Origin of the sequence: Thauera sp. SWB20 (genome assembly GCF_000831325.1) — a bacterium.
Lineage (GTDB): Bacteria > Pseudomonadota > Gammaproteobacteria > Burkholderiales > Rhodocyclaceae > Thauera > Thauera aminoaromatica.
Genome location: NZ_JTDM01000020.1, coordinates 1 through 23,774, shown reverse-complemented (window position 1 = coordinate 23,774; position 23,774 = coordinate 1). Strand labels below are relative to the sequence as shown.

Annotated in this window: 24 protein-coding genes; 8 read left to right on the top strand and 16 right to left on the bottom strand. The window is 65.8% G+C overall.

Going from position 1 to position 23,774, the window contains the following annotated elements; genetic code table 11:
• Positions 1-80: 80 nt before the first annotated feature.
• Positions 81-530, bottom strand: a complete 450-nt coding sequence (locus tag PO78_RS14110; protein WP_043744660.1) for a DUF2703 domain-containing protein — start codon at positions 528-530, stop codon at positions 81-83.
• Between the two features lie 293 nt (positions 531-823).
• Between PO78_RS14110 and tnpA the strand changes: the two genes are divergently transcribed.
• The 5 genes from tnpA (at position 824) to copK (ending at position 4,141) form a co-directional block, all read left to right on the top strand.
• On the top strand, positions 824-1,132 hold the full coding sequence (tnpA, locus tag PO78_RS14105) for an IS66 family insertion sequence element accessory protein TnpA (RefSeq protein WP_043742008.1): 309 nt from the start codon (positions 824-826) through the stop codon (positions 1,130-1,132).
• Complete coding sequence (gene tnpB, locus PO78_RS14100) at positions 1,132-1,491, top strand: IS66 family insertion sequence element accessory protein TnpB (protein WP_043742005.1); 360 nt, start codon at positions 1,132-1,134, stop codon at positions 1,489-1,491. The genes tnpA and tnpB overlap by 1 nt, the downstream gene beginning before the upstream one ends.
• A 29-nt stretch (positions 1,492-1,520) precedes the next feature.
• The gene (gene tnpC / locus PO78_RS14095) at positions 1,521-3,140 is read left to right on the top strand and encodes an IS66 family transposase (protein WP_043742004.1); all 1,620 of its coding nucleotides are present in this window, start codon (positions 1,521-1,523) and stop codon (positions 3,138-3,140) included.
• Positions 3,141-3,353: 213 nt separating this feature from the next.
• On the top strand, positions 3,354-3,749 hold the full coding sequence (locus tag PO78_RS14090; RefSeq protein ID WP_043744657.1) for a CzcE family metal-binding protein: 396 nt from the start codon (positions 3,354-3,356) through the stop codon (positions 3,747-3,749).
• Positions 3,750-3,862: 113 nt separating this feature from the next.
• Entirely contained in the window at positions 3,863-4,141 is a 279-nt protein-coding gene (gene copK / locus PO78_RS14085) for a periplasmic Cu(I)/Cu(II)-binding protein CopK (RefSeq protein ID WP_043744654.1), read from the top strand.
• A gap of 218 nt (positions 4,142-4,359) precedes the next feature.
• On the opposite strand, the gene PO78_RS14080 is transcribed toward copK, so the two are convergent.
• From PO78_RS14080 to PO78_RS14030, 14 genes are all read right to left on the bottom strand, one after another.
• The gene (locus PO78_RS14080) at positions 4,360-4,989 is read right to left on the bottom strand and encodes a methyltransferase family protein (RefSeq protein WP_197068782.1); all 630 of its coding nucleotides are present in this window, start codon (positions 4,987-4,989) and stop codon (positions 4,360-4,362) included.
• On the bottom strand, positions 4,982-5,260 hold the full coding sequence (locus PO78_RS22380) for a DUF2933 domain-containing protein (RefSeq protein WP_082047792.1): 279 nt from the start codon (positions 5,258-5,260) through the stop codon (positions 4,982-4,984). Before PO78_RS22380 ends, PO78_RS14080 begins: the two co-directional genes overlap by 8 nt.
• A gap of 116 nt (positions 5,261-5,376) precedes the next feature.
• Positions 5,377-7,725 carry a heavy metal translocating P-type ATPase gene (locus PO78_RS14075; protein ID WP_043744648.1) on the bottom strand — a complete coding sequence of 783 codons (2,349 nt, stop codon included), beginning with the start codon at positions 7,723-7,725 and terminating at the stop codon, positions 5,377-5,379.
• A gap of 24 nt (positions 7,726-7,749) precedes the next feature.
• Positions 7,750-8,148, bottom strand: coding sequence for a c-type cytochrome (locus PO78_RS14070; protein WP_043744647.1), 399 nt, complete (start codon positions 8,146-8,148; stop codon positions 7,750-7,752).
• Position 8,149: 1 nt separating this feature from the next.
• Positions 8,150-8,398: a DUF2933 domain-containing protein gene (locus PO78_RS22375; RefSeq protein ID WP_156147821.1), complete on the bottom strand. Its 249-nt coding sequence runs from the start codon at positions 8,396-8,398 to the stop codon at positions 8,150-8,152.
• A 242-nt stretch (positions 8,399-8,640) separates the two neighbouring features.
• Positions 8,641-11,838, bottom strand: a complete 3,198-nt coding sequence (locus tag PO78_RS14065; protein ID WP_043744644.1) for an efflux RND transporter permease subunit — start codon at positions 11,836-11,838, stop codon at positions 8,641-8,643.
• Complete coding sequence (locus PO78_RS14060) at positions 11,825-13,342, bottom strand: efflux RND transporter periplasmic adaptor subunit (RefSeq protein ID WP_043744640.1); 1,518 nt, start codon at positions 13,340-13,342, stop codon at positions 11,825-11,827. Before PO78_RS14060 ends, PO78_RS14065 begins: the two co-directional genes overlap by 14 nt.
• Positions 13,343-13,356: 14 nt before the next feature.
• Positions 13,357-14,664 carry a TolC family protein gene (locus PO78_RS14055; protein WP_197068781.1) on the bottom strand — a complete coding sequence of 436 codons (1,308 nt, stop codon included), beginning with the start codon at positions 14,662-14,664 and terminating at the stop codon, positions 13,357-13,359.
• A 131-nt stretch (positions 14,665-14,795) separates the two neighbouring features.
• On the bottom strand, positions 14,796-15,143 hold the full coding sequence (locus PO78_RS14050) for a copper-binding protein (protein WP_043744637.1): 348 nt from the start codon (positions 15,141-15,143) through the stop codon (positions 14,796-14,798).
• A 102-nt stretch (positions 15,144-15,245) separates the two neighbouring features.
• On the bottom strand, positions 15,246-15,746 hold the full coding sequence (locus PO78_RS14045) for a cupredoxin domain-containing protein (RefSeq protein ID WP_043744632.1): 501 nt from the start codon (positions 15,744-15,746) through the stop codon (positions 15,246-15,248).
• A gap of 73 nt (positions 15,747-15,819) precedes the next feature.
• A complete protein-coding gene (locus tag PO78_RS14040; RefSeq protein ID WP_043744629.1) occupies positions 15,820-17,223 on the bottom strand; it encodes a multicopper oxidase family protein in 1,404 nt (467 codons plus the stop codon).
• 17 nt (positions 17,224-17,240) lie between these two features.
• Complete coding sequence (locus PO78_RS14035) at positions 17,241-18,653, bottom strand: TolC family protein (protein WP_043744626.1); 1,413 nt, start codon at positions 18,651-18,653, stop codon at positions 17,241-17,243.
• Positions 18,650-18,970, bottom strand: a complete 321-nt coding sequence (locus tag PO78_RS22370) for a hydrolase (RefSeq protein WP_082047790.1) — start codon at positions 18,968-18,970, stop codon at positions 18,650-18,652. The genes PO78_RS14035 and PO78_RS22370 overlap by 4 nt, the downstream gene beginning before the upstream one ends.
• A gap of 78 nt (positions 18,971-19,048) precedes the next feature.
• The gene (locus PO78_RS14030; RefSeq protein ID WP_043744623.1) at positions 19,049-19,513 is read right to left on the bottom strand and encodes a hypothetical protein; all 465 of its coding nucleotides are present in this window, start codon (positions 19,511-19,513) and stop codon (positions 19,049-19,051) included.
• A 186-nt stretch (positions 19,514-19,699) separates the two neighbouring features.
• Between PO78_RS14030 and PO78_RS14025 the strand changes: the two genes are divergently transcribed.
• The 3 genes from PO78_RS14025 (at position 19,700) to PO78_RS14015 (ending at position 22,349) form a co-directional block, all read left to right on the top strand.
• On the top strand, positions 19,700-20,380 hold the full coding sequence (locus tag PO78_RS14025) for a heavy metal response regulator transcription factor (RefSeq protein WP_043744620.1): 681 nt from the start codon (positions 19,700-19,702) through the stop codon (positions 20,378-20,380).
• A 2-nt stretch (positions 20,381-20,382) separates the two neighbouring features.
• The gene (locus PO78_RS14020) at positions 20,383-21,789 is read left to right on the top strand and encodes a heavy metal sensor histidine kinase (RefSeq protein WP_043744618.1); all 1,407 of its coding nucleotides are present in this window, start codon (positions 20,383-20,385) and stop codon (positions 21,787-21,789) included.
• Between the two features lie 116 nt (positions 21,790-21,905).
• Positions 21,906-22,349, top strand: coding sequence for a DUF411 domain-containing protein (locus PO78_RS14015; RefSeq protein WP_043744616.1), 444 nt, complete (start codon positions 21,906-21,908; stop codon positions 22,347-22,349).
• A 183-nt stretch (positions 22,350-22,532) separates the two neighbouring features.
• Here PO78_RS14015 and PO78_RS14010 read toward each other — a convergent pair whose 3' ends face one another.
• A complete protein-coding gene (locus PO78_RS14010) occupies positions 22,533-23,348 on the bottom strand; it encodes an NYN domain-containing protein (RefSeq protein ID WP_043744613.1) in 816 nt (271 codons plus the stop codon).
• Between the last annotated feature and the right edge of the window lie 426 nt (positions 23,349-23,774).

Genomic DNA, 23,774 nt, shown 5'->3' with positions numbered 1-23,774 from the left:
GTTGCGGCCACGGGAGACTGACGAGGGCAAAGAGAAACCTGCCGAGCGGGTCGGGTCGCCGCACTTCGGGCGTCCGCTGATCAAGCGCCGGGACGGCACCCTGGCTGCTGGACACAGCAGCCCGACCCTTCGTCGCCGCCAGCGCCGAGGGATGCGGCCGCGGCCAGCAGCGCAGCCTTCAGAATCAGTTGTTCGGGAATCGCCTCGAAGGTCTCGCTGCCGATCTCCAGCGTCCGGCACTCCGCTCCGCCACAGGCCGAGCAGCAGGTGCTCTTGCCGACGCTCGCGTCGAGCCAGTCCTCGATCGAGCGCCCGGCGATCCAGATCCGGTTCGATTCCGAAGGCATGCCCTTGAAGGCGTCGAGCGCGATCTCCCGCGTCTCCAGGACGGGCATGATGCCCAACGGCCGCAGCACATCCCGCAGCGTGGGCATGACCTGGACGATGGCATCGTGCGTGCTGCCGCAGCGCTCGCAGGTGTCGCCTTCCGGCGTGAGGAGTCGCTGCCAGAGGATGTGCAGGGTGTTCATGTGCTTACCGCCCTTCGCAACTTTGTGGCGAACAGAGCGCGAGCGGCTCGACCCGACCCGAAGGAGACAATCATCACGTCGATGGTCGAGCGACAAGTTTCAGCATCAAGCAGCTACTGTGTATGCAGTTTGCAATATCAACGCGGAGGCCGCCTTCTGCGCTGGCTTGACCTCATAGTCAGCGAGCGCCCTATCCAGATCGGCACACCGTAACCGGTCACTGAGCGGCGTTCTTTGCCCGCCCGCGCCCACGCGGAACAATCCCTCCCACATTCATCAGGGAGGAGCCGGCAGTGACCAGGGCGACAGCGACCAACAACAAGTGGCGGCGGCGTAGCCGCCAGGAGTGGGAAACCGTCTTTGCGCGGTTTGCCGCGAGCGGCCTGGGGATCGAGCCGTTCTGCGCCCGTGAGGGACTCAGCGAGTCGACTTTCCGGCGCTGGCGTCGCCTGCTGGGCGAACCGAGTACGCAGCCCGCCGCGCCGGTGATGGAGCCCACCGGCTTCGTCGACGCCGGCACGCTCAAACTCGGAGGCACCGGTCGCCTCGAACTGCGGCTCGATCTGGGCGACGGCGTGATCCTTCACCTGTCGCGCGGCTGATGTTCTTCCCCGAAGGCGCAGTCCGGGTCCATGTCTATGGCCGCCCGGTCGACATGCGCAAATCCTTCGACGGCCTGTACGCGCTCACACGCCAGGCGCTCGGCTGCGATCCGCTGTCGGGCGAGCTGTTCGTGTTCATCAACCGGCGCGGCACGCAGATGAAGGTGCTGTACTGGGACCGCACCGGATTCTGCGTGTGGGCCAAGCGCCTCGAGCAGGGTCGTTTCGTGTCGAACTGGGCGCACGTCAGCACGCGTCAGATGGACTGGACCGGGCTCAAGCTCTTGCTCGAAGGCATCGAGCCGGTCCGCTACAAGCGCCGTTTCAGATTACCTACAAACGCCGTGCAGCCCGCATGAATGCTGGGCTCTGCGGTAAAATCTGTGCCATGTCCGCACCGCACTGCACCCCCGTTCCGACCCTTGCCGAGGCCGCCCAGTGGGCGCCCGAGCAGATCGTCGGACTGGCGCAGGCGAACGTCGCCTTGCAGCGCGACATGGATGCGATGCGCCTCGAGTTTGCGGCGCTCAAGCATCAGCTCGAGTGGTTCCGCCGCCAGCTCTTCGGCCAGAAGAGCGAGAAGCGCGTGGTTTCACCCGACCCGACGCAGATGCATCTGGGTGAGTTGCCGATCCCCGACACGCAGCCCGTCTCCCCAGGCAAGAGCGTAGCCGGACACACCCGTCGTGCCTCGCACACCGACTTCGCCCAGAGCAAGGACGAATCGGCGCTGTTCTTCGACGAGACGCGCGTCCCGGTCGAGACCATCACGCTCGCCAACCCCGAGATCGAGGGCCTCACCGCCGAGCAGTTCGAGGTGATCGGCGAGAAGGTCAGCCACCGCCTGGCGCAGCGCCCGGGCAGCTACGTGATCCTCAAGTACGTGCGCCCGGTCATCAAGCGCCGCGACACGCAGACGATCCACTGCCCGGCGGCCCCCGCCGGGGTGATCGACGGTAGCCGCGCCGACGTGAGCTTCATCGCCGGGCTCATCACCGACAAGTTCTGCTACCACCAGCCGCTGTACCGCCAGCATCAGCGGCTCGGGGACAACGGCATCCGGGTCTCGCGCCCGTGGCTCACGCAGCTCACCCACGCGGCGCTCGCGCTGCTCGAGCCGGTCTTTACGGCCCAGTTCGACTCGATCCGCGCAAGTCGCATCAAGGCGATGGACGAGACCCCGATCAAGGCCGGGCGCGCCGGCCCGGGGAAGATGAAGGGCGGCTACTTCTGGCCGGTGTATGGCGAGCGCGACGAAATCTGCTTCGCCTATCACGAGGGGCGTAGTGGCAAACACATTGCGCAGACCCTGGGGACCGACCCACCGCCCGAGGGGGCGGTGCTGCTCACCGACGGCTACGCGGCCTACGAACGTTACGCACAAAAATGCGGGCTCACGCGCGCGCAATGCTGGGCGCACTCGAGAAGAAAATTCTTCGAGGCCCAGTCGATCGAGCCCGAACGGGCGACGCAGGCATTGGAGATGATCGGCCAGCTCTACGCGGTAGAGCAGCACATCCGTGAGGCACAACTCATCGGCGAGGCACGCCGCGCATACCGGCTCGCCCAGGCCAAGCCGATGGTCGACCGGTTCTTCGACTGGGTCGGCGCCCAATTCGAATCCCAGGGGCTACTGCCGAGCTCACCGCTGACCACTGCCCTGGCCTACGTGCGTGAGCGCCGGGCCGCCCTCGAGGTCTACCTCGCCGACCCCGAGGTGCCGATCGACACCAACCACCTCGAGCGGGCGCTACGCGTAGTGCCGATGGGCCGCCGCAACTGGCTCTTCTGCTGGACCGAGGTCGGCGCGAAATACGTGGGGATCGCGCAGAGCCTGATCGCCACCTGTCGCCTGCACGACATCGACCCCTATGCCTATCTGGTCGATGTGCTCCAGCGCGTCGGCCAGCACCCTGCCGCCGATGTCGCGCAACTCACCCCAAGGCTGTGGAAGCAACACTTCGCGGCCAATCCGCTTCGATCCGATCTCCACCCGCGCTCGAAGTAGGCAAGAACGCCGCTCGGTTACCGCTTACGGCACACCTGCGAAACAGGTCAAGTGGGACGCGACTCATCACTGCTGACCTGACCACATCCTTTCGTTCTGATGACCCAAACGTAATTGCAGGGTCACTGCCCTGTCAGCGGGCGGCTCCTATGATCGAGTCCATGGTTACTCAACAACGAGCAGCCAATCTGGACAACTGGACAAGGAGCCATCATGAAGAAGTCGATCATCGCCACTCTCGCCGTCTCGGCCATCAGCACCCTCGGGTCGTCTGCCGCGTTTGCACATGAAGACTATTCCGTGCGCGGCACGCTGCACTGGCTCGAGCACGTCCAGGCACGCGCTTCGAGCCCGAGCGAGCGAGAACTGGCCACGTACGGCTATGCCGGTAACGCCACGCCGTCACGCACCGTTACCGTCAATGCCGACACGCGCTATATCAACGTCACGCGACTCGAGACGGTTGCCCTGAAAGTCGGCGACAAGACCGTCAACTGGACTTTCGACACCCTCGGCACGAACAGCTTTCCGCTCTCGAAGGTTGTCCCGGGGGCCGACAAGGTGACTGTCTATCTCGAAGAAAGCCCGCTTTACCGCAGTGGTTCCTGATGACGCGAAGGCCCATCGGGGCCAAGGCTCGCAAGGCACTGGGCCATCACCAATAGACGTGCCTGATGCGATTTCCAGTGGGCACTTCCAGCAGTTCATTCAAGGAGACGAGCATGTTGAAGAAAGCGTTGATGATCGCGGCACTTGGCGTGGCCACCACGTCGGCCTTCGCGGTTGATGTCGAGAAGGTCGAGAAGTCCATCCCGATGAAAGATGGCTCGACCGTCTACGTCTTCAAGGACGGGAAAATGGGTATGGAGGACAAGATGGGCCGTGCGTTGAGGATGAAGCAGGGCGAAGTGATGGAGGCCAAGGATGGTCAGAAAATCATGATGCACGGCGACGAGGTCATGCGTCTGGACAGCATCCTGCGGCACGACACCCGTAACTGATCCTCAGCTTCAACAATTCAGCCCTCCGGCATTCAAATCCGGGGGGCTTCTCTTTTCCTTCTACCTTCTGGATCGGCGGGCCGGAACAAGCTCACCTCGTTGCGCACGCTTGGGGGGCGTCAAATTCAAGCGCGTGTGGCCTGCAATCATGGAGGCATCCTGGCGTCGGCCGAAACCCATGTATCCAAGCGAAGATCGGGAACGGTCGCTCCTTCGAACTAAATGAGGCGAGGGATGAATGCCGGTGTGCGATCGCGGTATACGCGATAGGCCTCCCCGAACGCCTCCATCGCATCCAGTTCTTCCCGGCGGGCCAGCCTGGCATACACGATCAAAAGAACGGGAAACATGATCAAGGTGATCAAGGTTGGCCATTGCAGCAGAAAGCCGAACATGACCAGTACGAACGCCACATATTGCGGATGTCGAATGCGTGCGTAGGGGCCGCTGTCGGCGACACGATGAGCGCGTTGAGCCGCGAAGAGCACTGGCCATGCCTTCGCCAATGGCCAGAATCCGCTGACGATGAACACTGTGCTCAAGAGATGGAATGGGCCGAAATGGGGATTGGCGCGCCACCCGAACATGACTTCCAAGAGATGTCCCGAGTCGTGAGCCAAAAAGTCGATGCCTGGAAACTTAGACGACAGCCACCCCGAGAGCAGATAGATCGTCAGCGGAAAACCGTACATCTCGGTGAAGAGCGCCACGACGAAAGCCGAGTACGCGCCCAAGGACCGCCAGTCCCGGCCTGTGCGGGGGCGCGTGAAGCTGAACGCAAAGGCAATGAAGAACAGCGAGTTGATGATGACCAGTGACCACAGTCCGTAACTCGACGTCTCACTCATCTCGATCTCCTGCGGCATTACGTGTTCTGGCCCCCTGATCCTGAACCGGACCTTGGTTTCCCTTGTGGCCGTGACCGCGATGCATGAAGACGTGCATCAGGGGGCACGCAAGCAAGATGAGCCACGGTAGGTAGCCGAGCACATGGAGTCGATGCTCGGCGATGAGGAGAACGGCCGCCAGGCCGACAAAAACCCAAAAAACGCGGCGAACCCTCGAACTTGTTTCAGCCCGCCCGGGCGGCCCCGGCTCGGCTTCGGTCTCGGCTTTCATGAGGCAGCTCCTTGTGCACAAATATCGACACGCCGACGCCGGCACGCCTCCCAATAAACGAAGAGCCCGCGCCACGGTTCGTCCGCCCAGCGTTCCGTGCGGGCGGATTGGGACGATCAGATCCTTTCCCGTCCGAGGCGCAACGCGTTCCCCACCACGGATGCCGAACTGAGGCTCATCGCCAGGGCGGCAATCAGGGGTGAAAGAAGCAGCCCCAACGCCGGATAGAGCACGCCGGCCGCAATCGGCACGCCCGCTGCGTTGTAGAAGAAGGCAAACATGAGGTTCTGGTGCATGTTGCGCACCGTGGCGACCGAGAGGCTGCGCGCGGTGGCGATGCCCCGGAGATCGCCCTTGACCAGGGTCAGGTGGGCGCTGTTCATGGCGACGTCGGTCCCGGTGCCCATCGCGATACCCACATTCGCGCGCGCGAGCGCCGGGGCGTCGTTGATGCCGTCGCCGGCCATGGCGACGATCCGTCCCTCGGCCTGCAGTTTTCCCACGAGATCGTTCTTGTCGGCGGGCTTCACTTCGCCATGGACCTCGTCGATACCGAGGCGGGCGCCGACCGCGCGGGCCGTGGTGAGGCCGTCGCCCGTGGCCATGATGATGCGCAGCCCGCTTGCGCGCAGCGCATCGAGTGCCTCGGGGGTCGACGCCTTGATCGGATCGGCCACCGCGATGAGCCCGGCGAGCACGCCGTCGGCCGCCAGGTACATCACGCTCGCGCCCTCGAGGCGCAAGGCCTCGGCGCGCTCGGCAAGCACCGTCCAGTCGACCTTCTCGTCGTCCATCAGGGCGGTGTTGCCCAGGATCAGGCGACGACCGTCGACGGTGCCGCGTACCCCGATGCCGGACGAGGACTCGAACGTCTCCGGCGTGCTGAGTACGAGACCGCGCGCGCGGGCCGCGGCGACGATCGCGTGCGCAAGCGGATGCTCGCTACCCTGATCGAGGCTGGCGGCGATCCGCAGCACGTCCACCTCCGTCCAGCCCGGCGCGGCCACCACGCCATGGAAAGCCGGGCGCCCCTCGGTCAGGGTGCCGGTCTTGTCGACGATCAGGGTGTCGACCTTGCGCAACGACTCGATCGCTGCGGCATCGCGGAACAGCACGCCTTGGGTGGCGGCCTTGCCGGTCGCCACCATCACGGACATCGGCGTGGCCAGCCCGAGCGCGCACGGGCAGGCGATGATCAGCACTGCAACCGCGTTGATGAGGCCGTAGGCCCAGCTCGGTTGGGGCCCGACGAGTCCCCAGACCACGAAGGTGGTGAGCGCGATGAGGACGACGACGATGACGAACCAGCCCGCGACGACATCCGCCAGGCGCTGCATCGGTGCTCGGGAGCGCTGGGCCTGCGCCACCATCTGCACGATCTGCGACAGCATGGTCTGCGTCCCGATCTTCTCCGCGACCATGACCAGGGCCCCGCTGGTATTGAGCGTGGCGCCGATCACCTTGTCCCCGGGGCGCTTGGTCACCGGGATCGGCTCGCCGGTCAGCATCGACTCGTCGACCGCGCTCTCGCCTTCGGCAACGGAGCCATCGACGGGCACCTTTTCGCCCGGGCGAATGCGCAAGCGATCGCCGGGATGGACGTGGGTCAGCGGGATATCTTCTTCCGTGCCATCCGTTCGGATGCGCCGGGCGGTCTTGGGTGCGAGGCCGAGCAGCGCCTTGATCGCGGCGCCGGTCTCCGAGCGCGCCTTCAGCTCCAGCACCTGGCCGAGCAGCGTCAGCGAGATGATCACCGCTGCCGCCTCGAAGTACACCGCGACGTGTTCGCCCATGCGGAAGGAGGCCGGAAACACCTCGGGTGCGACGGTCGCGATCACGCTGTACACGTAGGCGGCCCCAACCCCCAGCCCAATCAGGGTCCACATGTTCGGGCTGCGGTTGGCGATCGATTGGGCGCAGCGCACGAAGAACGGCCAGCCGGACCACAGCACGACCGGCGTGGCCAGTGCCAGTTCAACCCACGGGCGCGCAGCCCCCAGCACCGGATCGAAGAGGCCACCGGACATCGCGATCGCGGTGACGATCACGGTCAGCGGCAGCGTCCACCAGAAGCGGCGGCGGAAATCGGCGAGCTCGGGATTGTCGTCGTCCTCGAGACCCGGCATCACCGGCTCGAGCGTCATGCCGCATTTCGGGCAGGTGCCGGGCCCGATCTGGCGGACTTCCGGATGCATCGGGCAGGTGTATTCGGTGCCGGGCGCAGGTGCGCTCTCTGGCGAAGCCTGATCCTTCTGCGGCGTGAGGTATTTCCCCGGATCGCTTTCGAACTTGCCCTGGCACTTGGGACTGCAGAACCGGTACTCGTGTCCAGCGTGCATCGCCCGGTATGGGGAGTCGGGCTTCACGGCCATGCCGCACACCGGATCCTTATCAGGGCCGGTCGATGCATGATCGTGCTGATGGACGTGGGCGGAATGACCGCCCTGCGAATGTTCGTGGGTCATGCTGCTTCTCCCCGACGATTATCGTTATCGAATACCGACCTTGCGCTGCTCTCCGCGCACGAATGCGGTGATGTGGGCAACGTCGTCCGGGGTCAGGCCGGGGACGGGTGCCATGTCGCCGAACTGCCAGTGATGGGCGCGCACGCCATTGGCCACCGCCAACTGAAAGGCGATATCGGCGTGATGACTGGGTTCGTAGACCTTGTGGAGCATGGGCGGCCCCTTGTCCGAGCCCTTGAGGTCGGTCCCATGGCATGCGGCACAGTGCTGTGCGTAGAGCCCCTTTCCTTGCGCCGGATTGGGCATCAGCCCGGGAGAGGGCTGCGGGATCTTCCAGCCTTGCGCCGCTGCGCTCGAAATCAAGACGCCTGAAAGCGCCGCGATGATGACGCCACGTCCAAGACGCGCCCCTGTCATCGGCATCTCAGCGCTTCTCCGAATCGGTGTCGTTGCTGCGGTGCCCGCCGTGGTGTCCTCCATGGCCAAACAAGTGCATCAGGGGACACAGCAACAGGATCAGATACACCCAGTTTCCCGACACATGCGCCCAGTGTTCACGCAGCAGAAAGAACAGTGCGATCGCCGCCAGCATCAGGCCGGCGATGACGCCGGGGGAGCGATACCAAGCGACAGATCGAGGGTATCCAGGATCATGAGCAGACTTCGTGTTCATGGCTTCATACCTTGCGGGTCGGCGAACGGCGAACCGTTGTGGGCGGCCTCGAGCAGCATGGCGACACCGGGGCATCCCGGTGGGCCTGTTCGTTCTCGCGGCACCAGCTCCTGAAGGATCGCCAGAGAGATTTCAGCCAGCCAAGCATCGCTTTGCTCCTCGTCATGTTCAGCGCCAGCCTCGGAGGCGGGGCATGGGAAACAGCCTACGCCCCCGATGCTGTCGCGCCCCTGACCGGTGCATTACAAATCCGACACCGTCGCCAGCGTCTGAGTGGGGGCTGACCTGGCGCTACGACGCAGTTCCCACTGCTTGACCAGCGCGTACAGCGCCGGAATCACCGCCAGCGTCAGCACCGTCGAGGACACCATGCCGCCCACCATCGGCGCGGCAATGCGGCTCATCACCTCGGCGCCGGTACCGGTGCTCCACATGATCGGCAACAGGCCCGCCATGATCGCCACCACGGTCATCATCTTCGGCCGCACCCGCTCGACTGCGCCTTCCATGATCGCCTCGTACAGATCGGAAACCCCGGCCTCGCGGCCTTCGGCGTGCCTGCGCTCACGAACCTCCTTCCATGCATGATCGAGGTAGATCAGCATGATCACGCCGGTCTCGGCCGCCACCCCGGCGAGCGCGATGAAGCCCACCGCCACCGCCACGCTCATCTGGTAGCCCAGCCACCACATCAGCCACACCCCGCCGACCAGCGCGAAGGGCACCGACAGCATCACGATCAGGGTCTCGGTCAGGCGGCGGAAGTTCAGGTACAGCAGCACGAAGATCAGCGCCAGGGTCACCGGCACCACGATCTTCATCTTCTCCTTGGCGCGCTCCATGTTCTCGAACTGGCCGCTCCAGGTGGCGTAGTAGCCCTGCGGGAACGCGACTTCCTCGGCGACTGCCTGCTGCGCGCGCTTGACGAAGGCGCCAAGGTCGGCCTCGCGGGTGTCGACGTAGACATAGGCCGCGAGCAGCGCGTTCTCGGTGCGGATGCCGGGCGCGCCGCGCGTCAGCTTCACCTCGGCCACCTGGCCGAGCGGGATCGGGCCGTTCATGGTGGGAACATAGACGTCGGCGGCGAGCCGCGCCGGATCGTCGCGCAGGCCGCGCGCGTAGCGCACCGACACGCCGTAGCGCTCCAGGCCCTCGACCGTGGTTGTCACCATCTCGCCGCCGAGCGCGGTGGCGATCACGTCCTGCACCATGTCGATGGTGAGCCCGTAGCGCGCGAGCTGGTCGCGGCGCGGCACGATGTCCACGTAGTAGCCGCCGGCCACGCGCTCGGCGTAGGCGCTGCTCGCACCCGGCACCTTGCGCACCGCCCCTTCCACCGCCTGCGCCACCTTCTCCAGCGTCTCCAGGTCCTTGCCGAAGACCTTCACCCCCACCGGGGTGCGAATGCCGGTGCTCAACATGTCGATGCGCGCCTTGATCGGCATGGTCCACGAGTTGGCCAGGCCGGGGAACTTGAGCGCGGCGTCCATCTCGGCGATCAGCTTGTCGGTGGTCATGCCGGGGCGCCACTGGTCCTGCGGCTTGAGGTTGATGACCGTCTCAAACATCTCGAGCGGTGCCGGGTCGGTCGCGGTGTTGGCGCGGCCGGCCTTGCCGTAGACCGACTCCACCTCGGGGAAGGTCTTGATGATGCGGTTCGTCGTGGCGAGCAGGCGTCCGGCCTCGGTCACCGACATCCCCGGCAGCGCCGCCGGCATGTAGAACAGCGTGCCTTCGTTCAAGGTCGGCATGAACTCGGAGCCGATCTGGCGCGCGGGGACGACGGTCGCCGCCATCGCGAGCACGGCGAGCACGAGCGTGAGGACCTTGAACCGCAGCACCCCCTGGATGATCGGCCGGTACAGCCAGATCAGCAGCCGGTTCACCGGGTTCTTCGCCTCGGGCAGGATTCGCCCGCGCACGAAGAACAGCATCAGCACCGGCACCAGGGTCACCGACAGCAGGGCGGCGCCGGCCATGGCGAAGGTCTTGGTGAAGGCGAGCGGCGAGAACAGCCGGCCCTCCTGGCCTTCGAGTGCGAACACCGGCAGGAAGGACACGGTGATGATCAGCAGCGAGAAGAACAGCGCCGGCCCGACCTCCTTGCAGGCGAGCACGATCGCCGCCGCGCGGTCCTTCTGCGCAGCGCCTGCGGGTAGCCGCTCGATGTGCTTGTGCGCGTTCTCGATCATCACGATCGCCGCATCCACCATTGCTCCGATCGCGATCGCGATGCCGCCGAGGCTCATGATGTTGGAACCGAGCCCCAGGCTGCGCATGGCGATGAAGGCGAACAGGATCCCCAGCGGCAACGTGATGATCGCCACCAGCGCGCTCCTCACATGGAGCAGGAAGATCACGCACACCGCAGCGACGATCAGGCTCTCCTCGAGCAACGTCCATTTCAGGTTGCCGATCGCGCGCTCGATCAGCTCGGAGCGGTCGTAGACCGGCACGATCTCCGCGCCTGCCGGCAGGCCGGGCGTGATCTCGGCGATCTTGGCCTTGACGTTGGCGATCACGTCGAGCGCGTTCTGGCCGAAGCGCGCCATGACGATGCCGGAGGCCACCTCGCCCTCGCCGTTCAGCTCGGCAATGCCGCGCCGCTCGGCGGGCACCAGCTCGACGCGGGCCACGTCGCCCACTCGCACCGGGGTGCCGCGCTCGGCCTTCAGCACGATGTCCGCGATGTCGTCCACACTGCGCAGGTAGCCCCGGCCGCGCACCATGTATTCCTTCTCGGCGAGCTCCACCACCCGCCCGCCGACGTCGCGGTTGGAGGCGCGGATCGCCTGCGTGACCTGGTCGAGCGTGATGCCGTAGCCGGCAAGGCGCAGCGGATCGACGGTGACCTGGTACTCGCGCACGAAGCCGCCGATGCTCGCCACTTCGGACACGCCCTGTGCCTTGGTGAGCTGGTAGCGCACGTACCAGTCCTGCAGGCTGCGGGTGTCGGCGAGGCTCATGTCCTTGCCGAGCACCGCGTACTGGTAGACCCAGCCCACACCGGTCGCGTCCGGCCCGATCTGCGGCGCCACGCCCTGCGGCAGGCGGCTGGCGGCGGTGCTCAGGTACTCGAGCACGCGCGAGCGCGCCCAGTAGATGTCGGTGCCGTCCTCGAAGATCACATACACATAGGACGCGCCGAACATCGAGAAGCCGCGCACGACCTTCGCGCGCGGCACGGCCAGCATCGAGGTGGTGAGCGGATAGGTGACCTGGTCCTCGACCACCTGCGGCGCCTGGCCCGGGTAGTCGGTGTAGACGATCACCTGCACGTCCGAGAGGTCGGGCAGCGCGTCGAGCGGCGTCTTCTTGACCGCATAGAGCCCGCCGCCGATCAGGAACAGCGTCGCCAGCAGCACCAGGAAGACATTGCGCGCAGACCAGTCGATCACGCGATCGAGCAGGCCGGCGGGTTGCATTTCAGTGCCCGCCATGTTCGCCTCCAGCGCCCGGCAACGGCTCGACGCCGGTGACGATGTACTCGCCCGGCTCGCCAGCACGGAACGCGAAGCGCACCGGCGTGCCCGGCGGGATGTCCTTCACCAGTGCCGGGTCGGAGATCATGAAATCCATGGTCATCGCTGGCCAGCTCAGCGCGGGGATCTCGCCGTGGGTCATCGTCACGCTGCCGGCCTCCGCATCGATGGCGTCGAGCGTGCCCTCGGTTTCATAGCTGGGCGCGGCGGTATGCTCGCCCGGGTCGGCGTCCATCAGATTCGACAGTGCCGCCTTGAGCTGGCTCTCCGAGTCGATCAGGAAGTTGGCCGAGACCACCACACGATCGCCTGGCGCCACGCCTTCGAGCACCTCGACGACATCCCGGCCGCGCTCGCCCAGCTTCACCGGCTGCGGCCTGAAGCGGCCTTCGCCGAGCGCGAGCAGCACCACCCGGCGCTCGCCGTCGTCGATGATCGCCGAGCTGGGCACCACCGCCTTCGGGACTGGGTCGCCCGCCGCCAGCGCGACCTGGGCGAACATGCCGGGGCGCAGCAGGCCCTCAGGGTTGTCCAGTTCCAGCCGTACCCGGGTACTACGCGTGGCGGCGTCGAGCGTCGGATACAGATAGCCTACCCGCGCCTCGAAGCTGCGGCCGGGGTAGGCCTCGAGCGTGACCTGCGCACGCTGGCCGGGCTGCACCCGGGCGAGATCCTGTTCATAGACATCGGCGATGATCCACACCTTCGACAGATCGGCGATGCGGAACAACGCTTCTCCCGGCATGAAACGGCCACCCTGTATGGCTTCCTTCTCCAGCACCACGCCGCTCACCGGCGCATGGAAGATCTGGCGTGCGCCGGTCTGGCCGGCGACCTCCAGATTGCGCAGGCGCGCGCGCGTCGCTTCGGCCAGACGTCGCGCGGATTCGGTAGCGACCGGGTCCTGAGTGGCGCTCTGGCGGGCAAGACGCTCGGCGATGCGCAACTCCTCGCCGGTCGATTGCAGTTCCGGGCTGTAGGCGGTAAAGAGCGGCTGCCCCTTCTTCACCGGGTCGCCGACCGCATTCACATGCAGACGCTCGATCCAGCCCTCGAAGCGCGGCGCCACCACGACCTGGGTGCGCTCGTCGATCTCGATCCGGCCGCTGGCACGCACGGCCGAATCGACCGTGCGCAGCTCGACCTCGGCGGTCTTCACGCCCAGCGTCTGGATGCGCGCCGCGCTGACCACCACCGCGCCGCTGTCGTCTGGCTTGTCGTCGGCATAGACCGGGATGTAGTCCATGCCCATCGAGTCCTTCTTCGGCACCGGCGAGGTGTCGGGTAGCCCCATCGGGTTGCGGTAGTAGAGGATCTGGCGCTCGCCCTCTGCAGGGGGCGAACTATCGGTTTGCGCCTGGCTGGCGCTGATCAGGGGAACGGGATCTCCAGCATTTTGCAGGTGCGCGATCCAATACCCGGCACCTACGGCAATCGCCACGCCTACGGCAATCGCCGTCATTCGAACGGCTGAGCTCACTTCAACTCCCCTGTCAGTTTCTTAATTTCCGTCAGCGCCAACCGGGCTTCGAGCTCGGTCTGGAGTTGGCGCATCCGGATGTCGATGAGCTGGCGCTCGGCCTCGATGACGCTGTCGAAATCGACCTTGCCGCTGCTGAGCGCGGCCTGGCTTGCATCCCGGGTGGCCTGGGCCTGCGGCAGCAGCGTGTGTTCGAGCAGGTGCAAGGTCTCGCGGCCCTGCGCATACATGGACCAGGCGGTGCCAAGCTCGCCGGAAGCACGCGCCTTGGCGTCCTCCCGCCGCGCCTCGGCCGCCATCAACATGTACTCGGCTTCCCGCTCCCGGGCGCGACGGCTGGACTGCTGCAGCGGGATCATCACTTCGAACATCACATCCCACGAGGCCTTACCCTCATCGGGACGGTTGTTGCGCACGCCGACGGCGAAGTCCGGCAGCCGGTCCTGGTAGGTGCGCGCGCGCTCGGCGCGGGCGACGTCGATGCCGTTGGCGGCGACCCGGACTTCCGGGTTGCCGCTGGCGGCCGCCTCGAACAGGGCGCCCGGCGTCAGCCCGTCGGGCAAGGGCGCCGGATCGGCGGGCGGGACGAGCGGTGCGTCATGCGCGCGGCCGAGCAGGCCGTTGAGCCCTGCGGCCAGGCCCTTGCGTCGCTGTTCGACCTCTACGAGTGCGAGGCGCTGGGTGGTGATCTCGCGCTGCATGCGCAGCACCGCCTGCTGCGGCAGCAGACCCAGCTCGTAGCGGGCGAGGCTGAGTTCCTCCAGCCCCTGCAGCAGGGTCAGCGCCTCGCGGTTGAGGCCGTGTTCGCGATCGGTGACGTAGTAGCGCAGCCACAGCGCCTCGATTTTCGCCGCGAGTTCCGTCCAGGCGGCGTCACGCATCGCGTCGGCCTGGGTGACCTGCGCCTCGGCGGCCTTCACCGCGAGTTCGCGCTTGCCCCAGCCGGGCAGCGGTTGGGTGATGCGATAACGGGTCTCGCCCACCTGGCCGGGCAACAGCGAGGCCGGACGTCCGCTCATGGTGTTGGTGGCATCCATGAGCTCGACCTCGAAGGTGGGATCGGGCAGTGCGCCGGCTGGGGTCACGCGCTCCTGCGCGGCGGACGCTTCCGCACGGGCAGCGGCAAAGCCGGGGTTGCTCTGGCGCGCATACTCGATCAGCGCCTCGGGGCTCGCGCCGAGCGTCGGGGTGTCGGGCACGCCTTGCGTCCAGGCACTGCCACTTCCCAAAGTGAGCGCGAGCACCAGCGCGAGCGCTGCGAGACGTGGCTGGTGGGATGAGGGTACTGCGAACGGGGATTTCATCGGACAACGATTCCGGCAGGCGGTCGAGTGCATGCGCAGGCCCTGCGCCGCCCGCCTCGTCGTTCATCCACCGAGGGGCTCCCCCCGGTCGGATAGTCAGAGTGGAACGCGACGCACCTGCGAGGTGAGCGTCACTGAGCAGCTTCGAGAGATGTCACCGTCAACGCGCCGCCGACCCGCTCGACTGCGAAGCGGATCTTGTCGCCCACCTTGACCTGGTCGAGCAGGCCGGGCTCTGCCGCGCGGAACACCATGGTCATCGCCGGCATGCCGAGCGATTCGAGCGGGCCGTGCGCGATGGTGAGCTTGCCAGCCGACTTGTCGATCTTCTTGACCGTGCCTTCGGCGAGCTTGGCGTCGGCTTCACTCGTGGCACTTGCCCCGCCGTGATGGGCACTGTGGTCGGCCTGCGCAAACGCTACCGGGACAGCGCCCCCCAGCACGGCCAGGAGTGCAGTAGTGATGAGGGTCTTCTTCATGATGGGTTTCTCCAAGGGCTGAATCTGTTTGTGAATTCGAAAGTAAGCTCGATTATGCGAAGCGCTCCCCGACAGGACGCTGACGCACGGATTACATTTCTGTCAGCCGACCGTGATCGTGCCGATCATGCCGGCCTGGAAATGGCCGGGAATCAGGCAGGCAAACTGGAAATCACCGGCGCGATTGAAGTGCCAGATCATCTCGCCGCGCCCACCGGGCGCGACATGCGCCATCCACGGCTCGTCATGCTCCATCTCTGGGAAGCGTTGCATCATCTCCGCATGCTCGGCGAGCGTCGCGGGCGTACCGACCACCATCTCGTGCATCACCGTGCCCCGATTCTCATGGGTGAATCGGATCGTCTCGCCCAGGCGCACCTCGATGCGGTCGGGGACGAAGCGCATCTCGTCGGTCATCACGATGGGGATCGTTCGTGAGACGGCCTTTTCATCGCCGGCAATGCCCCAGGCCTGCTGTTCCTTGGGGGTATCTGACGCGACCTTGTCGGCATGCTCGGCATTGCCATGGGCGAACGCGCTGCGGTGAACGGCAAGCACACCGGCGGCAAGACCGGTGGCAAGAAATCGGCGACGACTTTTCATGGGGATCTCCGTCTCTGTGGTGGGTGAGTCTTCATTGGAGTGGTGGTTTGCGCCGAAGGCACGGCGCTCAATTTCAATGACCTTGATGACCAGTGGGCTTGCGTACGGTCATCTCGACAGACTGTCCGCCCCCTGTACGCGGCATGCTCGAGGAGCCCGCTGCGTCGCTACGAGCGGGTGCGGGGAGGCCGGCGCCGGCCCACTCGTAGGCCACCGTGCCCTTCGGATGCTTGAACCAGCCGGGGTCGCGGTAGTCGCCCGGCTTCTGGTCACGGCGCACCTTGAGCACGGTGAACATGCCGCCCATCTCCACAGCGCCGAAAGGGCCCTGCCCGGTCATCATCGGCAGGGTGTTGTCGGGCAGCGGCATCTCCATCTCGCCCATGTCGGCCATACCGCGCTCGCCCATCAGCATGTAGTCGGGCACCAGCTTCTGGATGTCCTCGACCAGGCCGCGATGGTCGACGCCGATCATGGTCGGCACGTCGTGGCCCATCGCATTCATGGTGTGGTGAGACTTGTGGCAGTGCATCGCCCAGTCGCCTTCCTCGTCGGCGATGAACTCGATCTGGCGCATCTGGCCCACCGCCACGTCGGTGGTGACCTCGGGCCAGCGCGACTCGGGCCGCGTCGGCCCGCCGTCGGTGCCAGTGACCTCGAACTCGTGGCCGTGGATGTGGATCGGGTGGTTGGTCATGGTCAGGTTGCCGATGCGCACCCGCACCCGGTCGCCCTTCCTGACGTTGAGCGAGTCGATGCCGGGGAAGGCGCGGCTGTTCCAGGTCCACAGGTTGAAGTCGAGCATGGTGTTGATCTTCGGCACATAGCTACCGGGCTCGATGTCGTAGGCGTTGAGCAGGAAGCAGAAGTCGCGGTCGACGCGCGCGATGTGCGGATGCGCCTCGCGCGGGTGCGTGACCCAGAAGCCCATCATGCCCATCGCCATCTGCACCATCTCGTCGGCGTGCGGGTGGTACATGAAGGTGCCGGGGCGGCGGGCGACGAACTCATAGACGAAGGTCTTGCCCGGCGGGATCTGCGGCTGGTTGAGGCCACCCACGCCGTCCATGCCGTTGGGCAGGCGCTGGCCGTGCCAGTGGATGGTGGTGTGCTCGGGCAGGCGATTGGTGACGAAGATGCGCACGCGGTCGCCCTCGACGACCTCGATCGTCGGCCCGGGCGACTGGCCGTTGTAGCCCCACAGCCGCGCCACCATGCCCGGGGCGATCTCGCGCTCGACCGGCTCGGCGACCAGGTGGAACTCCTTGACGCCATTCCTCATGCGCCAGGGGGCGGTCCAGCCGTTGAGGGTGACGACCGGGTCGTAGGGGCGGCCATTGGGCGGATTCAGCGGGGCTGCAGTGGCGGCGCTGGTCTGGATCACGGGTTCGGGCAGCGCGGCGAGCGCGGTGCGATTGACGGTTCCGGCGGCGGCCAGCAGGCCCGCCCCGGCGAGAAAGCTGCGTCGGGTGGTCATCAGCGTCTCCGGAAGGCTCAGTGGCCACCGCCGGCTTCTGCCGGCGATGCGCCCGATTGAAGGGTGAGCGGTGCGATCGGCTGGCCGAGCAGGCTGGCCTTGAGCGCAGCCTCGGCGCGCCAGAAGTCGCGCTCGGCCTCGATCGCCTGCACCACGCTGGCCGACTGGGAACGGGCTGCGGCGAGCAGTTCGAACACCCCGATCAGCATGCCGTTGTACTGGAGCGCCGACTCTTCGGTGATGTTTTGACGCAGAGGCACGACCTCGTTGCGGTAATGGCGCGCTAGATCGTGCGCGCTGCGGTAGCCGTCGTAGGCCACCCGGACCTGGGAGCTGGCGTTACTGGCGACCTCGAGCGTACGGTTGAAGGCCGAGAGATAGCGCGCCTCGCTGCCCGCGCGCGCAGCGTCGCCGAAGTCGAACAAGGGCAGCGGCAGCTCGATCTCGAAGCCGCGCTGGCTCGATTCGCCGGTCTCGCTGTTGCGCACGCCGGCCACATGCAGGCCGTTGACCACGCTGGTCACCCGCGTGAGGCCCAGGCTCTTCGCCGTGCGGTCGAGATCGGTGCGGGCGATGCGCACGTCGAGCCGGTTCTCGAGCAGCGCCGCGCCGGCGGTGGCTTCGTCCATCGGAGCCTCGGGCAAGGCCGGCAGCTGGTCCGGCAGGCGCAGCGCCTGCGCCTGGCTCGGAGTCAGGCCCAGGCGCTGGATCAGCGCCTCACGGGCAGCCGTGGCGTTCTGGCGCGCACGGATCAGGTTGGCCGTCTCCTCGGCGGCCAGGGCCTGCTCGCGCGCACGCTGCAGGCGGCTGAAGTTGCCGGTGGCCTGCATGCGGCGCGCGAGCTCGGCGGCGGTGCCGGCGGCGGTGGCCACTTCCTCCCGGTAGCGGGCGACCTGTCGCGCCGCGACCGCATCGACCCAGGCCTGGCGCACGTCGGTGACGGTACTCAACAGTGCAATCGAAGACTGCAGCCGGGTCTGCTGCTGGCGGAACTCGGCCTGCTCCAGCCGCGCGGGCAGGAACAACAGGTCGAACAGCGAGATGCCCAGCGAGCGGCCGATGTCGAGCTCGCGCCCCTCCGCGCCCGAACGGAACAGGCGCTCGAAGGTGAACACCGGATTGCCGATGCGGGCCGAACCGGTCGCATCCGCCGAAGCCACGGCAGCGTCCGCCAGCAGGGTCTGGAACGCAGGGCTGTAGCCCAGCGCGATGCGCACCGCATCGTCGATTGCGAGCGGCTCGGCCAGCAGCCGATCGACCTCGCTGCGCATCGCCTCGCGCTCCGCATCCGATCGCAGCCAGCGCACCTCGCTACCCGCGTCCTCACGGGCAAAGCGCTCGACCTCGGCGAAGTTCTCATCGATCGCAACGCTGGCGCAGCCGGTGAGCACGACGGCAGCCAGCAAGGATATGGGGAGACTGGCTCTCATCGCTCGCCTCCTTCAGCAGACGGCGCGAGGTGGCCCATATGCCCGCCCAGGCGCCCGGCCTCGTCGTTGGCGTCCCGCCACGAGCGCAGGGGTTGGTCGACACGGTAGGGGCGATAATCGTTCAGGGGCGAGCGGTAGACCGGAAGGGCTTGTGGTTTCGGTTGCCCACTCGCTGCCGCAGAGCGGTGCTCGGCAGGCTTGTGATCGGCGGGCATCGATGGTGAAGTGGGCTGGGCCTGCGCACCGGACGCGAGCGCGACGGCGACGGCGACGGCGACGGCCAGTCCTCCACCGAGGTGGATGAGTCGTCTCTGCATGGGGAATGTCTCTTTGTTGGTCTTGTCGTGAACGGGGCGCGGAGCGATCGACGAGGTCGCCGCTCCGCGTCTCGAGGCTCAGTTGGGCATCGCCGGCTTGGCGCCCGGATGCATCTTCATCATGTTCTGCATCATGCCCATGTGCTCTTGCATCAGTTTCATGTGCTCCTGCATGAGCTTCGGATCCATCATCATGCCGCCCATTGGCCCTGCCCCGGGTCCAGCTGCGCCGCCCTTCATCATCGGGCCTGCGCCCATCGGTCCGCCCGGCATCTGCCCGCCCACCATCGGACAACCGGCGGGCGCGCCCTGCGAGGCCGCATCCAGGGCCTTGATCTGTTCTTCCATCAAGGCCATGCGCCGTTCCGGGTCGGTCTCGGCACGGATCGACTTCATCCGCGCCTGCAGCGCGGGAACACTCGCTGCGGGCGGCCAGGCCTGCGCCTGGTCGGTCGTCTGAGCGACGACCGGACTGCCGTGCAGGGCTGCGGCCAGAGCGACGACGGGCATGAGCCCGGCGAGACGATACAAACGCTGTTTCATGATCGATCTCCCATCGGTTGCGGGGTTCCGCCGTGATACGGAACGTTGTGCCACGCAGAGCATCTTGCGCCTGCCCGGCTGTCGTCCGCCTGACCTCGGAATTACATTTCTGTAATGCTGGGTGCCATGCGGTACCCGGGGGGCAAAATTGGTCGCAGGCAGCGCGAAACGCCCAGGAGCGAAACAATGAGAATTCTGATCGTCGAAGACGAAGTGAAGACCGGCGACTACCTGCGCCAGGGGCTGACCGAGGCCGGGTTCGTCGTCGACCTGGCACGAGATGGCCTCGACGGGCTGCACCTCGCGCTTGCTGGCGGCCATGACCTCATCGTGCTGGACGTGATGCTGCCGTCGCTCGACGGCTGGGGCATTCTGCAAACACTGCGCCGCAGCGGTCGTGAGACCCCGGTGCTGTTCCTGACCGCCCGTGACCAGGTCGAGGATCGGGTCCGTGGCCTCGAGCTCGGCGCCGACGATTACCTGGTCAAGCCCTTCGCGTTCTCCGAGCTCCTCGCGCGGGTGCGCACCCTGCTGCGCAGGGGGCGGAGTCACGAACCGGAGCTCCTGCGCTCGGCAAACCTGGAGCTGGATCTGCTTCGCCGCCGGGTGACCCGATGCGGGCAGCGCATCGATCTCACCGCCAAGGAATTCGCCCTGCTCGAACTGCTGCTGCGGCGCAAAGGTGAAGTGTTGCCGCGCTCCTTGATCGCCTCCCAAGTGTGGGACATGAACTTCGACAGCGACACCAATGTGATAGAAGTCGCGGTACGAAGGCTACGGGTGAAGGTCGACGACCCCTTCGAGCCCAAGCTGATCCGCACCGTGCGCGGCATGGGCTACGTGCTCGAAGCGATGGAACCGAGCTGACGATGATCCGCATTCACTCGCTGACGGCGCGACTGGCAACGCTTTTTGCGGTTCTCACTGCGAGCTTGCTGGTGCTGGTGGCGGTTCTGTTTGGCCGCATGCTGGAGGTACATTTCCAAGAGCTGGATCTGCACGAACTGCAGGGCAAGGCCGCCCTTATTCGAAATGCGCTACAACAAGTTGATGCTGTGAATGGTGGACGAACGGAACGCATCCAGGCGCTGGAACGTTCCTTCGTCGGACACGCGAGCATGGGTGTCCTCATTCGGGACGCCGGGGGGCGCGTGCTGTACGTCATTCACCCCGAGCACTTCACCGCTGCCCAACGGGCCGGCGAACGTCTTTCGGGGGCATTGGCCGACTGGAAGGTCGATGAGCGTCCTCACCGGGGCATCGAGGTCAGCATCGCACTGCCCAGCATCGGCTCGAACAACCAGACGATCGAGGCGCTGGTCGCCCTGGATCTGTCGCATCACGTCCATTTCCTCGCGTCGGTGCGCAATGCAACCTGGGCGGGCGTCGTCGCAGCGGCATTTGCGGCGGCGCTATTTGGCTGGTTTGCCGCGCACCGAGGCTTGGCCCCCCTGCGCCGGGTCACCGAAACCGCCCGCAGGCTTTCAGCGCGGCAACTCGGCGAGCGACTTACCACCAACGATGCACCACTGGAGGTGCGCGACCATGTCGAGGCCTTGAATGGCATGCTCGCCCGTCTAGAAGCCGCATTCCAGCGGCTCGGCGACTATTCGGCCGACATTGCCCACGAATTGCGCACGCCGATCTCGAACCTGATGACCCAAACCCAGGTCGCGCTGTCGCGGCCCCGCACCATCGACGAGTACCAGGACATCCTGGCGTCGAACCTCGAAGAGTACGAGCGCATCGCGCGAATGGTCAGCGACATGCTGTTTCTCGCGAAAGCCGAGGAGAACACACTCGCGCATGCCAGCGAGCCGGTCGACCTCGCCCGTGAGGCGGATGCACTGATCGATTTCTATGAAGCCCTGGCCGACGAGCGCCAGGTCCGCATCGTGCGCCAAGGTCAGGCAAGTGTTCAGGGGGATCGCCTGATGCTGCGGCGTGCCTTGTCGAACCTGATTTCGAATGCGCTTCGTCACACACCGAAAGAGGGACAGATCACGATCAGGATCGACGCGGACGCAGCCGGCGTAGGTCTCGCCGTTTGCAATGTCGGCGACCCCATCCCCGCCGATCAGCTCGAGCGCATATTCGATCGATTCCATCGCGGCAGCACCGAACGCACGCGTCACGGAGAAGGCGCGGGGCTCGGGCTTGCGATCACGCGTTCCATCGTCCAGGCGCACGGGGGGCAAATCACTGCGCACTCCGCTGAAGGTGTCACCTGCTTCATGATCACCTTTCCTCGCCTCGAAGCCTCATCGCCTTCCTGATCCGACAAAGTCGACTGGTGTTCAGGCTGTCTGACGGAAATGTAATTTTGAAGTCAGCTTCCTGTTGGGCTCGAAGTGCCAAACTCTGTCTCGACGCCATCAACCGGAAGACGAACATGAAGACGAAGACTTTGCTCGGCGGACTCTTGGCAAGCCTGGTGATCATGGGGAGCGCAGCGTTTGCGCAGGGGCCCGTTCGTGTAGAGGTCTACAAGAGCGCTTACTGCGGGTGCTGCGGAAAATGGGTCGAACACCTGAGAAAGAACGGGTTCGATGTCGTGACGAAAGACGTCGACAATGTCCCCGCAGCCCGCAAGGCACTGGGGATGCCGGACCAATACGGCTCGTGTCACACGGCCAAGGTCGGTTCCTACTCCGTCGAGGGGCACGTCCCTGCCGACGACATCCGACGTCTTCTCTCAGAGTCCCCAAAGGCAATCGGACTGGCTACGCCCGGCATGCCACAGGGATCTCCGGGAATGGAGACCTCGACTCCACAACCCTACGAGACGCTTCTGGTTGGGCTTGACGGACGTGTGACGGTTTTTGCCCGACACTGACGGCAGCGCTGACGAGCATCGGCTCTAAGAGCGCAGTGCCGGCCCACTTACGAACCTCGCAGGTCTCAACTTGCCATATGGCTCGTTTCGGATCCCACCGGTCGCTCGAATGACGACTTTGCCACTACTATGTGTGGCAGCAAATGGCCGAATGTGTCAGTTCGCGCTGAACGCCCCCAGCCCCTACCCTTTCTTCCTCGCTCGAATATAGAGCACCTTGCTCGTCCCACCCGGTGCGATCCGCTCCTCGGTGACGAACAGATCATTCCGGCCCCGCACCAGGTCAGACAGCTTCTTGAAACCGTGAAGCCGCGAATCGAAATCCGGCTGGATCTTCTGCAGGTAACTGCCGAAGGTACCGAGGTGAGCCCATCCGGAATCGTCCGCGGATTTCTCCAGCGCTTCCATCAGAAAGTCGGTCGGGAAAGCCTGGCGCTCCATCGTGGCGGCCGGTGTCACAGCGGCCTCGAACGCCTCGACCACAGGCGATGATCCATTCGCCGACACGGTGGCTTCAGCCGCAGCTACCGGCTTGCGCAGCACTTCCGTGAAGATGAACTTGTGGCAGGCGTTGCGGAAGGCCTCGGGCGTCCTCTGCTCGCCGAATCCATACACCAGCAGGCCCTCTTCCCGCAGGCGCACGGCCAGGCCGGTGAAGTCGCTGTCGCTGGTCACCAGGCAGTAGCCGTCGAAGCGGCGGGTGTAGAGCAGATCCATGGCGTCGATGATCATGGTGCTGTCGGTCGCGTTCTTGCCCGTGGTGTAGGCGAACTGCTGGACGGGCTTGATCGAGTAGCGATTGAGGACCTTCTTCCACGAGGCGCTGGTGGGCGAGGTGAAATCGCCGTAGATCCGCCGGACGGTGGCTTCGCCGAAGCGGGCGACCTCTTCGAGCAGACCCTCGATGACGCCGGCCTGGGCGTTATCGGCGTCGATGAGGACGGCGAGGCGCTTGGCGGGTTCTTCGGCCTCGACCCTGACGACTGTCTTCTGCTGCATGGCGCACCTGTCGAACTCAGATATGCGCCGAGTATAGACGGCGCGATCGCGCGCGGCTCGCGGCGGACTCCTCGGACTGGGAGGCGGCAACGCCCGGCCCACGCCCGCTCGGGGATCCGGCCGGCAACTGGACACCGCAGCGCGCCTTACGAGAGCGCCCGCGATGTGCAAAGCTTCGCACTGGCGCCGCGTCGTTTTTGCGGCGTCCCGGCAAGCCACAGGGGATGCGACCATGAACAGACTGACTCCCGCGCAGCGGCGCGCCACCTGCATCCACGAGGCCGGCCATGCGGTGGTGTTCGCGCTCGGCGGCGTGTCGGTCTACCGGCTGGCGGTCGCCGATGAAGGGTAAGCGCTCCACGAACCCCATCCTTCCCGGGCTCTTTACGCCGTGATCAACTGCTCAGCCTTGAGATTCCAGGGCAG

Coding starts and splice junctions, on each gene's coding strand:
- PO78_RS14040 (WP_043744629.1), bottom strand. CDS start 17,223: ATGACCACCCGACGCAGCTTTCTCGCCGGGGCGGGCCTGCTGGCCGCC.
- PO78_RS14030 (WP_043744623.1), bottom strand. CDS start 19,513: ATGAAACAGCGTTTGTATCGTCTCGCCGGGCTCATGCCCGTCGTCGCT.
- PO78_RS14035 (WP_043744626.1), bottom strand. CDS start 18,653: ATGAGAGCCAGTCTCCCCATATCCTTGCTGGCTGCCGTCGTGCTCACC.
- PO78_RS14045 (WP_043744632.1), bottom strand. CDS start 15,746: ATGAAAAGTCGTCGCCGATTTCTTGCCACCGGTCTTGCCGCCGGTGTG.
- PO78_RS22375 (WP_156147821.1), bottom strand. CDS start 8,398: ATGAACACGAAGTCTGCTCATGATCCTGGATACCCTCGATCTGTCGCT.
- PO78_RS14020 (WP_043744618.1), top strand. CDS start 20,383: ATGATCCGCATTCACTCGCTGACGGCGCGACTGGCAACGCTTTTTGCG.
- PO78_RS22380 (WP_082047792.1), bottom strand. CDS start 5,260: ATGAAAGCCGAGACCGAAGCCGAGCCGGGGCCGCCCGGGCGGGCTGAA.
- PO78_RS14060 (WP_043744640.1), bottom strand. CDS start 13,342: ATGACGGCGATTGCCGTAGGCGTGGCGATTGCCGTAGGTGCCGGGTAT.
- PO78_RS14010 (WP_043744613.1), bottom strand. CDS start 23,348: ATGCAGCAGAAGACAGTCGTCAGGGTCGAGGCCGAAGAACCCGCCAAG.
- PO78_RS14080 (WP_197068782.1), bottom strand. CDS start 4,989: ATGAGTGAGACGTCGAGTTACGGACTGTGGTCACTGGTCATCATCAAC.
- PO78_RS14075 (WP_043744648.1), bottom strand. CDS start 7,725: ATGACCCACGAACATTCGCAGGGCGGTCATTCCGCCCACGTCCATCAG.
- PO78_RS14065 (WP_043744644.1), bottom strand. CDS start 11,838: ATGGCGGGCACTGAAATGCAACCCGCCGGCCTGCTCGATCGCGTGATC.
- PO78_RS14015 (WP_043744616.1), top strand. CDS start 21,906: ATGAAGACGAAGACTTTGCTCGGCGGACTCTTGGCAAGCCTGGTGATC.
- PO78_RS22370 (WP_082047790.1), bottom strand. CDS start 18,970: ATGCAGAGACGACTCATCCACCTCGGTGGAGGACTGGCCGTCGCCGTC.
- tnpB (WP_043742005.1), top strand. CDS start 1,132: ATGTTCTTCCCCGAAGGCGCAGTCCGGGTCCATGTCTATGGCCGCCCG.
- PO78_RS14055 (WP_197068781.1), bottom strand. CDS start 14,664: ATGAAATCCCCGTTCGCAGTACCCTCATCCCACCAGCCACGTCTCGCA.
- PO78_RS14070 (WP_043744647.1), bottom strand. CDS start 8,148: ATGCCGATGACAGGGGCGCGTCTTGGACGTGGCGTCATCATCGCGGCG.
- PO78_RS14110 (WP_043744660.1), bottom strand. CDS start 530: ATGAACACCCTGCACATCCTCTGGCAGCGACTCCTCACGCCGGAAGGC.
- PO78_RS14025 (WP_043744620.1), top strand. CDS start 19,700: ATGAGAATTCTGATCGTCGAAGACGAAGTGAAGACCGGCGACTACCTG.
- PO78_RS14090 (WP_043744657.1), top strand. CDS start 3,354: ATGAAGAAGTCGATCATCGCCACTCTCGCCGTCTCGGCCATCAGCACC.
- PO78_RS14050 (WP_043744637.1), bottom strand. CDS start 15,143: ATGAAGAAGACCCTCATCACTACTGCACTCCTGGCCGTGCTGGGGGGC.
- tnpC (WP_043742004.1), top strand. CDS start 1,521: ATGTCCGCACCGCACTGCACCCCCGTTCCGACCCTTGCCGAGGCCGCC.
- copK (WP_043744654.1), top strand. CDS start 3,863: ATGTTGAAGAAAGCGTTGATGATCGCGGCACTTGGCGTGGCCACCACG.